This window comes from Streptomyces recifensis (assembly GCF_002154615.1).
In the GTDB taxonomy this organism is placed as follows: Bacteria; Actinomycetota; Actinomycetes; order Streptomycetales; family Streptomycetaceae; genus Streptomyces; species Streptomyces griseoluteus.
Genome location: NZ_MUNH01000218.1, coordinates 1 through 11,233 on the forward strand (window position 1 = coordinate 1; position 11,233 = coordinate 11,233).

12 protein-coding genes are annotated in these 11,233 nt (G+C 71.7%); 4 read left to right on the forward strand and 8 right to left on the reverse strand.

The window, feature by feature from the left end; translation table 11 throughout:
- Positions 1 to 116: 116 nt before the first annotated feature.
- A complete protein-coding gene (locus CCN33_RS13075; RefSeq protein ID WP_086693804.1) occupies positions 117 to 1,139 on the reverse strand; it encodes an NADP-dependent oxidoreductase in 1,023 nt (340 codons plus the stop codon).
- 96 nt (positions 1,140 to 1,235) lie between these two features.
- On the opposite strand from CCN33_RS13075, the gene CCN33_RS13080 reads away from it, so the two are divergent.
- A complete protein-coding gene (locus CCN33_RS13080; RefSeq protein ID WP_086693805.1) occupies positions 1,236 to 1,688 on the forward strand; it encodes a MarR family winged helix-turn-helix transcriptional regulator in 453 nt (150 codons plus the stop codon).
- Positions 1,689 to 1,717: 29 nt separating this feature from the next.
- Positions 1,718 to 2,506 (forward strand): EI24 domain-containing protein, encoded by a 789-nt coding sequence (locus CCN33_RS13085; protein ID WP_086693806.1) that lies wholly within the window; start codon positions 1,718 to 1,720, stop codon positions 2,504 to 2,506.
- 176 nt (positions 2,507 to 2,682) lie between these two features.
- On the opposite strand, the gene CCN33_RS13090 is transcribed toward CCN33_RS13085, so the two are convergent.
- Both CCN33_RS13090 and CCN33_RS13095 read right to left on the reverse strand, forming a co-directional pair.
- On the reverse strand, positions 2,683 to 3,654 hold the full coding sequence (locus tag CCN33_RS13090; RefSeq protein WP_086693807.1) for an aldose epimerase family protein: 972 nt from the start codon (positions 3,652 to 3,654) through the stop codon (positions 2,683 to 2,685).
- Positions 3,655 to 3,669: 15 nt separating this feature from the next.
- Positions 3,670 to 4,551 carry an SGNH/GDSL hydrolase family protein gene (locus CCN33_RS13095; RefSeq protein ID WP_086693808.1) on the reverse strand — a complete coding sequence of 294 codons (882 nt, stop codon included), beginning with the start codon at positions 4,549 to 4,551 and terminating at the stop codon, positions 3,670 to 3,672.
- Positions 4,552 to 4,817: 266 nt separating this feature from the next.
- Here CCN33_RS13095 and CCN33_RS13100 point away from each other — a divergent pair, with 266 nt between their 5' ends.
- Complete coding sequence (locus CCN33_RS13100) at positions 4,818 to 5,312, forward strand: DUF3145 domain-containing protein (protein ID WP_086693809.1); 495 nt, start codon at positions 4,818 to 4,820, stop codon at positions 5,310 to 5,312.
- A gap of 70 nt (positions 5,313 to 5,382) precedes the next feature.
- Here the strand turns inward: CCN33_RS13100 and fabF are convergent, their stop codons facing one another.
- From fabF to CCN33_RS13125, 5 genes are all read right to left on the reverse strand, one after another.
- The gene (fabF, locus tag CCN33_RS13105; RefSeq protein WP_086693810.1) at positions 5,383 to 6,645 is read right to left on the reverse strand and encodes a beta-ketoacyl-ACP synthase II; all 1,263 of its coding nucleotides are present in this window, start codon (positions 6,643 to 6,645) and stop codon (positions 5,383 to 5,385) included.
- Positions 6,646 to 6,726: 81 nt separating this feature from the next.
- The gene (locus CCN33_RS13110; RefSeq protein ID WP_030808133.1) at positions 6,727 to 6,975 is read right to left on the reverse strand and encodes an acyl carrier protein; all 249 of its coding nucleotides are present in this window, start codon (positions 6,973 to 6,975) and stop codon (positions 6,727 to 6,729) included.
- Between the two features lie 83 nt (positions 6,976 to 7,058).
- Positions 7,059 to 8,090 carry a ketoacyl-ACP synthase III gene (locus tag CCN33_RS13115; protein ID WP_030808130.1) on the reverse strand — a complete coding sequence of 344 codons (1,032 nt, stop codon included), beginning with the start codon at positions 8,088 to 8,090 and terminating at the stop codon, positions 7,059 to 7,061.
- Between the two features lie 16 nt (positions 8,091 to 8,106).
- Entirely contained in the window at positions 8,107 to 9,045 is a 939-nt protein-coding gene (locus CCN33_RS13120) for an ACP S-malonyltransferase (RefSeq protein WP_086693811.1), read from the reverse strand.
- Positions 9,046 to 9,134: 89 nt separating this feature from the next.
- The gene (locus CCN33_RS13125) at positions 9,135 to 10,343 is read right to left on the reverse strand and encodes a PucR family transcriptional regulator (protein ID WP_086693812.1); all 1,209 of its coding nucleotides are present in this window, start codon (positions 10,341 to 10,343) and stop codon (positions 9,135 to 9,137) included.
- A 117-nt stretch (positions 10,344 to 10,460) separates the two neighbouring features.
- On the opposite strand from CCN33_RS13125, the gene CCN33_RS13130 reads away from it, so the two are divergent.
- Positions 10,461 to 11,126 carry a pirin family protein gene (locus CCN33_RS13130; RefSeq protein ID WP_086693813.1) on the forward strand — a complete coding sequence of 222 codons (666 nt, stop codon included), beginning with the start codon at positions 10,461 to 10,463 and terminating at the stop codon, positions 11,124 to 11,126.
- Positions 11,127 to 11,233: the final 107 nt, after the last annotated feature.

An 11,233-nucleotide genomic window follows, 5' to 3' on the forward strand; every position in this document is an offset into this window, starting at 1 on the left:
CCGCCGCCGTGCACGAGGCGGCGTTGAAGGGCTGAGACATGGCGGAGGCCGCACCCCCCGTCCGGGGATGCGGCCTCCGCGAGGTCCGACGGCCGGCAGCCGGCGCAGGACGCCGGTCAGAGCTTGACGATCATCTTCCCGGTGTTGTCCCCGCGCAGCACCCCGAGGAACGCCTCCAGCGTGTTCTGGATGCCGTCCACGACCGTCTCGCGGTACTTCAGCTTGCCCGACGCGACCAGGGGCGCGATCTCGCGGACGAACTCCGGCTGGAGGTCGTAGTGGTCGCCGACCAGGAAGCCCTCGATCCGGCCGCGGGTCTGGATCAGCCGGGTGAGGTTGTTCGGGCCGGGGGCGGGCTCGGTGTTGTTGTAGACCGAGATCGCGCCGCAGATGGCGATCCGGCCGTGCAGGTTCAGCTCGGCGATGGCGGCCTGGAGGTGGTCGCCGCCGACGTTGTCGAAGTACACGTCGATGCCGTCCGGCGCGGCCTCGCGGAGCTGCTCGCCGACCGGGCCGTCCTTGTAGTTGAACGCGGCGTCGAACCCGTACTCGTCCACCAGCAGCCGCACCTTCTCGTCGGACCCGGCCGAGCCGATGACCCGCGAGGCGCCCTTGAGCTTGGCGAGCTGGCCGACCTGGCTGCCCACCGCGCCGGCCGCGCCGGAGACGAACACGATGTCGCCCTCCTTGAACCCGGCGGTGCGCAGCAGGCCGGCGTACGCGGTCAGGCCGGTCATGCCGAGCACGCCGAGGTAGGTGGAGAGCGGCGCGGCGCCCGGGTCGACCTTGACGGCCTTCTTGGCGTCCACGGCCGCGTACTCGCGCCAGCCGAGAAAGTGCAGCAGATGGTCGCCGGGCTCGATGCCCTCGACGTCGGAGGCGACGACCACGCCCACCGCGCCGCCCTCCATCGGCTCACCCAGCTCGAACGGGGCGGAGTAGGACTTCGCGGCACTCATCCGGCCCCGCATGTACGGGTCCACCGAGAGGTACTCGTTCCGTACCAGCACCTGGCCCTCGCCGGGCACCGGCATCGGCACCTCGACGAGTGCGAAGTCCTCGGGCTTCGGCCAGCCCACGGGACGACGCAGCAACTGCCACTCACGGCTCACGGCGGGAAGGGCGGGGGAGTCGGACATCTGGGGTCGACCTTCTTCCTCAATTTACTTCAGTACCTGAAACAACCATGCTCCTAAATATTTCATGATGTCAAGTAACCCGGTATCCTGGAGGGCATGTCCACCCAGCCGCCGCACCCCACCGTCCGTCGGCGCTCCGCCGACCCCCTGACCATGGAGGTCGTCGAGCTGATCGGCGACGTCGTGGCCCGCTTCTACGCGGACTACGAGGAGGCCGCGGCCAGCCACGCGCTCACCGGGCCGCAGGCCCGTCTGCTCAGTCTCCTCGCCCTGGAGCCGCTGCCCATGCGCAAGCTCGCCCAGCGGCTGAAGTGCGAGCCGTCCAACGTGACCGGGATCGTGGACCGGCTGGAGTCGCGCGGCCTGGTCGAGCGGCGCCCGGACAGCGCCGACCGCCGGGTCAAGCTCGCCGCCGCCACCGAGGAGGGCCTGCGGGTCGCCCGCGACCTCCGCGAGGGCCTGCACTTCGCCCGCGAACCCCTCGCCGGCCTCTCCACCGCCGAGCGCTCCTCCCTGCGCGACCTGCTCCGCCGCATGCTCGACGCCTGAAACCCACGGCTGCGGGTAAAGTCCCCGCCATGCGCGATCTCGGGGTGGGGTTCCGTCATCTCCTCAACGGCCAGCGGTGGGTGGCACAGCACGGACGGCAGTACGGCTTCGGCCTGCTGCCCGGCCTGATCACCCTCGTCCTCTACGTGGCCGTGCTGGTCGCGCTCGGCGTGTGGGGCTCCGACGCCGTCACCTGGGCGACCCCGTTCGCCGACGACTGGTCCGGTCCCTGGCAGGGCGTCTTCAGGGGCTTCCTCACCGTCGTGCTGTTCGCCCTCGCCCTGCTGCTGGCCGTCCTCACCTTCACCGCGGCCACCCTGCTCATCGGCCAGCCCTTCTACGAGAGCCTCTCCGAGCGAACCGACGCCGACGTCTCGCCCGACGGGACCGCGCCCAGCTCCGACCGGCCGATGTGGCGCGACCTGTGGATCTCCGCCCGCGACAGCCTGCGCATCCTGGTACGGGCCTGCGTCTGGGGCATCCTGCTCTTCGCGCTCGGCTTCCTGCCCGTGGTCGGCCAGACCGTCGTACCCGTCCTCGGCTTCTTCGTCACCGGGTTCTTCCTCACCGAGGAACTCACCTCCGTGGCCCTCCAGCGCCGGGACGTCGACCTGCGTGCCCGGCTCGCCCTGCTGCGCTCCCGCAAGATGCTCGCCTGGGGATTCGGCGTCCCGCTGGGCCTCGCCTTCCTGGTCCCCGTGGTCGCGGTGTTCCTGATGCCCGGCGCGGTCGCCGGTGCCACCCTGCTGACCCGTGACCTCCTCGGCGAACCCCTCGCCGAGGAGCAGCCGGAGAGCGACCAGCCGGTCACCGCCTGACCCCGGCCCGGCGGGCGAGAAGGCGAAGTCGTGACACGGGAGTGAAGGGTTCGTAGGAGAACCCGCCCGGACCCGCGATCCTGCGCCACCGGCCGCCCGGCGCGGATTACCGTCGACACCAGCCCCGGTCCCGGAACCTGACACCCGGACCGGGGCTGAATGCTGTCCGGGGCGGCTCAGCGCGTCCCGAAGCCGTACACCGTCGCGGAGCGGTACACCTCGCCCGGCTCCAGCCGGGTGGTGGGGAAGTCCGGGCGGTTCGGTGAGTCGGGGAAGTGCTGGGTCTCCAGCGCGATCCCCTCGCCCGGCGCGAACGGCGCGCCCAGGTGGTCGGCGGTGTAGAGCTGGAGGCCCGGCTCGGTCGTCGCCACCGTCAGCACCCGCCCGGACGCCGGGTCGTACAGCTCTGCCACCTCCTCGGCCGCCGGCGTGACGCCCTTGTCCAGCACGTAGTTGTGGTCGTACCCGGAGCCGACCTTGCGGGAGGCGCGGAAGTCGAAGCGCGAGCCCGTCACGTCCACGGGCTCGCCCACCGGGATCAGCCCGTCGTCCACCGGCGTGTACCGCGAGGCGGCCAGCCGCAGCTCATGACCGCCCGCGTGCCCCGAGCCACTGAGGTTCCAGTACGAGTGGTTGGTGAGGTTCACGACCGTCGGCGCGTCCGTCACCGCCTCGTAGGCGATCCGCAGCGCACCCGACTCCTGAAGCGTGTACGTCGCCGAGACGTGAAGGCGCCCCGGGAAGCCCTCCTCACCGTGCGGGCTGACCCGGCTGAGCCGCACCCCGTGCTCCACCGGCTCCGCGTCCCACACGTACCGGTCGAAGCCCCGGTCGCCGCCGTGCAGCGAGTTGGGCCCGTTGTTGCGGGCCAGCGCGTACGTCCGCCCGTCGAGCGGGAAGCGGCCGCCCGCGATCCGGTTGGCGTACCGGCCCACCAACGCGCCCAGGTACGGGCCCGGATGGTCCACATAGCCCTGTACGGAGGGGAAGCCGAGCACCACGTCCGCCGTGTGCCCCTCCCGGTCCGGCACCTCGGCCGACTGCACGATCCCGCCGTACGACAGCACCCGGACCCGTACCCCACCGCGCTCGAGCGTCCAGCGGTGCACCGGGGTCCCGTCGGAAAGTGTGCCGAAAAGTTCGCCCATGTGGGAAACCTTAGGTCACGGTCTGCGCTCCGTGACCGTCCGGTACGCGATCTCGGCGAGCCGGGCCTGACCGTCCAGGCTCGGGTGGAACCAGTCCCACTGGCTCAACTGCCCGGTGCCGAAGCGGTAGTCGAAGACCGCGTTGCCGTCGGAGCGGCAGCGCTCGTCCTTCGCGCACACCTCGGCCAGCACGGCGTTGTACGCCCGCACCCGGCGCTGGACCTCCTGGCGGCGCACCGTCGCCGCCTCGGTCAGGTCGTCCGCGCCGCGCAGCATGGAGGGGCAGATGCCCAGCTTCCACACCTCCTTGCCCAGCGGGTCGGCCCGCCCCTGCGACCACAGCCGCAGCAGGTTCGGCACGCTCGCCACGTACACCTGTGTCCGGGGCAGCTCCTTGCGCAGTGTCGCCATCGAGCGCTCGAAGTCGGCGCGGAAGTCCGCCACCGGGGTCATCGCCGACACCGAGGACCGGCAGGCGTCGTTGGCGCCCACCATCACCGTCACCAGCTCCGGGCGGCGCCGCACCGCCTCGGCCATCTGACCGGGCAGGTCGGCCATCCGGGCGCCGGTCACCGCGTAGTTCCAGCCCCGCTCGGCCGCGCCCTGCCGCCCCAGCAGCCGTACGGCCAGGCTGTCCACGCCGGCGTCCGCGCCGGTCGCCCAGGACACCTCCGGGCAGTCCGCGAGCACCTGGCAGGCGTCGAACCCGCGGGTGATGGAGTCGCCCACCGCCGCGACCGAGTCCGGGTGCGCGTTCCACACCGGGGAGGGCCTGGCGGAGGGCCGGGACACGCCCGTACCCGCGTCACCGCCCCGGACGGAGTCACAGCCGCTCGCCAGCACGGCCGCCGTCAGCACGGCGAGGACGGCCCGCGCCCGGTGGCCTGGTTTCCGCATCCCCGCAGGTCTCCTCGCTCCTTCGCGCACCGACCGCCGGTGCGCCCACCCATCACAACGTGCGCGGGTTCCCGTCCGCCCCCGCTGGAACGGCACACCCCCGTACAAGCGTCCCCCTGGGTGAATGGCGAAGGTTTCCTGGCACCGGGACCGACGGTACGTCACACTCCTTGCATCCCCGCAAGGTAGCCTCGCCATCAACGCGGCCGTCGCGTCATGGCCGCTCGACCAGCCCGCAAGATGTCCCGCTCAGCCCGGAGGTTCCGGTGACGACACGTGGAGTTCTGTACGTGCACTCCGCGCCGCGCGCGCTGTGCCCGCATGTCGAGTGGGCCATCGCCGGGGTGCTGGGCACGCGCGTCAGCCTGGACTGGATCAGGCAGCCCGCCGCCCCCGGTACCTGGCGCTCGGAGTTCTCCTGGCAGGGCGAGGCGGCCACCGCCTCCAAGCTCGCCTCCGCGCTGCGCGGCTGGCAGTTGCTCCGCTTCGAGGTCACCGCCGAGCCCTCCGCCGCAGCCGAGGGCGAGCGCTACAGCTGCACCCCCGAACTGGGCATCTTCCACGCCGTCACCGGCATCCACGGCGACATCCTCATCCCCGAGGACCGCCTGCGCGCCGCCCTCCATCGCAGCCGCCAGGGCGAGAGCGACCTGGAGGCCGAACTCTCCAAGCTCCTCGGCAAGCCCTGGGACGACGAACTCGAGACCTTCCGCCACGCGGGCGAGGGCGCCCCGGTCCGCTGGCTCCACCAGGTGGTCTGAGCCGCCGTCACACCTGTACGCGAGAAAGGCCCCCACCGACCGGTGGGGGCCTTTCTCCGTGTGCTTCGGATCAGACGGTGCGGAACGCCAGCACCACGTTGTGGCCGCCGAAACCGAACGAGTCGTTCAGCGCCGCGATCCGGCCCTCGGGCAGCCGGCGCGGCTCGCCCACGACGACGTCCGCGTTGACCTCGGGGTCCAGCTCGGTGACGTTGATCGTCGGCGGGGCCGTGCGGTTGACCAGGGCCAGGATGGACGCGACGGTCTCGATACCGCCCGCGCCGCCCAGCAGGTGACCCGTCATCGACTTGGTCGCGGAGATGGCCATGTGGTCGACGTCGTCGCCGAAGACCTTCCGCAGCGCCTTGACCTCGGCCACGTCGCCCTGGGGCGTCGACGTCGCGTGCGCGTTCACGTGCACGATCTCCGCCGGCTTCAGGTCGGTCGAGTCCAGCAGGTTCTGCAGCGCCTGCGCGATGCCGTTGCCCGAGGGCTCCGGCTGCGTGATGTGGTGCGCGTCGGCCGAGATGCCCTGGCCGATCGCCTCGGCGTAGACCCGGGCACCGCGCGCCTTGGCGTGCTCCTCGGACTCCAGCACGATGACGCCGGCGCCCTCACCGAGCACGAAGCCGTCACGGCCCGAGTCGTAGGGGCGGGACGCGCCCTCGGGGTCGGTGTTGTTCTTGGACATCGCCATCATGTTGCCGAAGGCGACGATGGGAAGCGGGTGGATGGCGGCCTCGGTACCACCGGCCACGACCACGTCCGCACGCCCGGTGCGGATCATCTCGATCGCGTACCCGATGGCCTCGGCGCCGGAGGCGCAGGCCGAGACGGGGGTGTGCACACCGGCGCGCGCGCCCAGCTCGATACCGACGTTGGCCGCCGGGGAGTTGGGCATCAGCATCGGCACGGTGTGCGGGGAGACCCGGCGTACGCCCTTCTCCTTCAGCACGTCGTACTGGTCCAGGAGGGTCGTCACGCCACCGATGCCGGAGGCGATGACCGCGCCGAGGCGGTCGGGGTTCACGGACTGGTCCTCACCGGCCTTGGCGGTGAAACCGGCGTCCTTCCAGGCTTCCTGAGCGGCGATCAGCGCGAACTGCGCGGACCGGTCCAGCTTGCGGGCCTGCGGCCGGGGGAGGATCTCACCCGGCTCGACGGCGATCTGCGCGGCGATCTGAACCGGCAGTTCGGCCGCCCACTCCTGCTCCAGGCGGCTGACGCCGGACCGGCCGGCCAGCATGGCCTCCCAGGTGGAAGCTGCGTCGCCACCCAGCGGTGTGGTTGCGCCGATACCGGTGACGACCACGGTGCGATTGGTCGGGCTCACGGGAATTCTTTCTCCAACAGATGCGGGATCTACGGCGCCACCGCCGGGTGGCGGGGCCTAGCAGCTAGGTCCGAGGGTGACTCAGGCCTGGTGCTTGAGGATGTAGTCGGTGGCGTCACCGACGGTCTTCAGGTTCTTGACGTCCTCGTCGGGGATCTTCACGTCGAAGCGCTCCTCGGCGGCGACGACGACCTCGACCATGGACAGGGAGTCGACGTCGAGGTCGTCCGTGAAGGACTTGTCGAGCTTGACGTCCTCGGTGGGGATGCCGGCGATCTCGTTCACGATCTCGGCAAGGCCCGCGACGATCTCTTCCTGGGTGGCGGCCATGTCAGGCGCTCTCCTTCTTCGATGTTCAGACAGTGAGGTGGCATTTGTCCCCGTGGCGGACCGGGTGGCCCGGCACGGAGTGCCTAGGGGAGGGTAACGACCGTGGCGGCGTAGACCAGACCCGCCCCGAATCCGATGACGAGCGCCGTGTCGCCGCTCTTGGCCTCGCCGGTCGCCAGAAGCCGCTCCATGGCGAGCGGGATCGACGCGGCCGAGGTGTTGCCGGTGGTACGGATGTCACGGGCGACCGTGACGTGCTCCGGCAGCTTCAGAGTCTTCACCATCGAGTCGATGATCCGCACATTGGCCTGGTGCGGGATGAAGACGTCCAGGTCGTCCGAGGAGATCCCGGCCGCGTCCAGCGCCTGCTGGGCGACCTTCGCCATCTCGAACACGGCCCAGCGGAACACCGCCTGGCCCTCCTGCGTGATCGCGGGGAACTTGATGTTGCCCGCGCTGTCCAGGGGGAGTTCGGAGACGTCCCCGACGTGGAAGCGGTCCCACGGGACGGTCTGCTTGATGGTGCCGGCCTTGTCGCCCTCCGAGCCCCACACCGTGGGACCGATGGCGGGCTCCTGGGACGGGCCGACCACGACCGCGCCCGCGCCGTCACCGAACAGGAAGGCCGTCGCGCGGTCCTCCAGGTCGGTCAGGTCACTGAGCCGCTCCACGCCGATGACGAGCACGTACTCGGCGGAACCTTCCACCACCATGCCCTTGGCGAGGGTCAGGCCGTAGCCGAAGCCCGCGCAGCCGGCCGAGATGTCGAAGGCGGCGGCCTTGTCGGTGCCCAGCTTGTCCGCGATCTCCGTGGCCACGGCCGGGGTCTGGCTGAAGTGCGAGACGGTGGAGACCACCACGGCGCCGATCCGGTCGGCGTCGATGCCCGCGTCGGCGATCGCCTTGCCCGCCGCCTCGATGGACATCGCGGCGACCGTCTCGTCCGGGCCCGCCCAGTGCCGGGTCTCGATCCCGGAGCGGGACCTGATCCACTCGTCGGAGGAGTCGATCGTCTCCAGGATCACCTCGTTGGGCACCACCCGGGTCGGGCGGTAGCCGCCGACCCCGAGGATGCGCGCGTACGGGGCGCCCTTGCTGGGCTTGATCTTCGCCATTGGCATGGGCTCCTTGTCAGGCGCCCGCCGCGTCAGCGGCAGGAGTCGCGGTCTCGGCGATGAGCGCGCGCGCCGCGTCGAGATCCTCGGGGGTCTTCAGGGCGAGCGTCCGTACACCGGGCAGTGCGCGCTTGGCCAGGCCGGTCAGGGTGCCGCCGGGGCACACCTCGATCAGCGCGGTGACGCCCAGTTCCTTGAAGGTCTCCATGCACAGGTCCCAGCGGACCGGGTTGGCGACCTGGCCGACCAGCCGCTCCAGCACCTCGGTGCCGGAGGCGACCGTGCGGCCGTCCTTGTTGGAGACGTAGGTCAGCTTCGGGTCCGCCGGGGCCAGCTCGGCCGCGGCCTTGGCCAGCGTGTCGACGGCGGGCGCCATGTGGCGGGTGTGGAAGGCACCGGCCACCTTGAGCGGGACGACCTTGCGGACGCCCTCCGGCTTGTCCTCCGCGAGCGCGGCCAACTGCTCCAGCGTGCCCGCCGCGACGATCTGGCCGGCGCCGTTGATGTTGGCCGGGGTCAGGCCCAGCTTCTCCAGGTGCGCGACGGAGACCTCCGGGTCGCCGCCGAGGAGCGCCGACATGCCGGTCTCGGTGATCGCGGCGGCGTCGGCCATGGCCAGACCCCGCTTGCGCACCAGGCTCAGGGCGGAGACGTCGTCCAGCACGCCCGCGAAGGCGGCGGCGGTGATCTCGCCGACGCTGTGGCCCGCGACCGCGCCCGGCGCGATGTCACCCAGTGCCGCGGCGGACAGCAGTCCGGCGGCGACCAGCAGCGGCTGAGCCACGGCGGTGTCGCGGATCGCCTCCGCGTCGGCCTGCGTCCCGTAGTGGACGAGGTCCAGTCCGATGGCGTCGGACCACGCGGCGACACGGTCGGCGGCACCGGGGAGTTCGAGCCAGGGGGTCAGGAAGCCGGGCGTCTGGGCACCCTGGCCGGGAGCGACGAGTACGAGCACTCTCACACTCTCTCTTGGAGACGGCCGAAGCCGCCCGTGGGGACAAGGACGAATAACTCGGATGGCTTTTGTGGGCCCCCGACAAAAGGCTAGGGCTGGAACTCCCCATCGGTGAGCCGCCCCAGGATCAGGGCGATCCGCAACGTGAAGGCGGATCGTACATCGGAGGGCGACCAGCCGGTGACGTCAGTCACACGTCGGAGCCGGTAGCGCACGGTGTTCGGGTGAACGAAGAGCATCCTCGCCGCGCCCTCCAGGCTGCTCGCCTGCTCCAGGTAGACACTCAGGGTCTCCAGCAGCGCCGAGCCCGCTTCCTCCAGCGGTCTGTAGATCTCCTCCACCAACTGCTCGCGCGCACTGGGATCACCCGCGATGGCGCGCTCCGGAAGCAGGTCGTCCGCCAGCACCGGCCGGGGCGCGTCCTGCCAGGCTGTGCAGGCCTTCAGCCCGGCCGCGGCGGCCTGCGCGGACCGGGTCGCGGCCTGGAGGTCGTGCATGACCGGCCCCGCTACCACGGGACCCGGCGCGAACGGCCCGATCAGCGATTTGGCGACGTTCAGCGGCTGCACCGAGCTGCCGCCGGCGATCACCACCAGGCGGTCCCCGAGCACACCGGTGAGCACCTGGAGCTTGGCGTGCCGGGCGGCCCGCCGGATCGCCTCCACGGTCAGCTCGCTGTCGCCGTCCGGGGCGGTGCCGAGCACCACGCAGACGTGCTCCGGCGAGTTCCAGCCGAGCGCCGCCGCCCGGCTCACCGCGCCCTCGTCGGCCTCGCCGCTGAGCACCGCGTTCACCACCAGCGACTCCAGCCGGGCGTCCCAGGCACCGCGTGCCTCGGCGGCCTGGGCGTAGACCTGGGCGGTGGCGAAGGCGATCTCGCGGGCGTAGACCAGCAGCGCCTCGCGGAGCACGCGCTCGTCACCGGGCGCGGCCACCTCGTCGATGGCGCTCTCCATGACCTCGATGGTGGTGCGCACCATCTCCACGGTCTGGCGCAGCGTGATCGCGCGGGTCAGCTCACGCGGCGCGGTGCCGAAGACGTCGGTCGAGATGGCCTGGGGCGCCTCGGGGTGCCGGAACCACTCGGTGAAGGCGGCGATGCCCGCCTGCGCCACGAGCCCGATCCAGGACCGGTTCTCCGGGGGCATGGCCCGGTACCACGGCAGGGTGTCGTCCATCCGCGCGATGGCCTGTGCGGCGAGAGTGCCGGAGGACTTCTCCAGCCGCCGCAGGGTCGCGGTGTGCGGGTGGACGGCGGGTACCGCGGGGTCGCTGTGGTGGGATTCGGGTTCGGGCACGGGGACAAGACTGCCTTATCGGGACGCGCGCATGTGCCGCCGGGTCCGTCTCGCCCTTCCGCACCGGCCGGTACTTGCCTGCGGCACGGGCGCCGCGCGCACTACCGTGGGGGCGTGATGGAGGTACGGCGCGCCGCTGAGCGTTACCACGGAGGAGACCCGGAGGCGGGCATCGACTCCCGGCACGCCCTGTCCTTCGGGCCGCACTACGACCCCGCGAACCTGCGCTTCGGCGCGGTGATCGCCTGCAACGAGGAACGGCTCGCCCCCGGCGCCGGGTTCGACGAGCACCCGCACAGCCACACCGAGATCGTCACCTGGGTCGTCGAGGGCGAGCTGACCCACCGGGACTCGGCCGGTCACGAGAGCGTGGTCCGCCCCGGTGACGTGCAGCACCTCAGCGCGGCCGCGGGCGTCCGGCACGTCGAGCGCAACGACGGCACGGTCCCGCTGACCTTCGTGCAGATGTGGCTGGCCCCGCTGAAGCCCGGCGGGGAGCCGTCGTACGAGGTGGTGCCGGGCATCGCCGACTCCACGCCGTACGCCCTGCCCGGCGCCGGCGCGATGCTGCACGTGCGGCGGCTGGCGGCGGGGGAGCGGACGGCGATGCCGGACGCCGCGCACCTCTACGTCCACGTGGTGCGCGGTGAGGCCGGCCTCGCGGGGGAGACGCTGGGCCCCGGGGACTCGGCCCGGATCACCGGCGCCGAGGGTCTGGCGGCGGTGGGGGTGACGCCGGCGGAACTGCTGGTGTGGGAGATGAGCTCCTCGGACAGGCCCTAGGGGATGTCTCGCCGATCTTCCCGGGCCCGCGACCCCTGGCACGGCACCTCGCCGCACGACCGAATCGCCCACGTACGTCCAGTACGCGGACGACCCGACCGCACGCC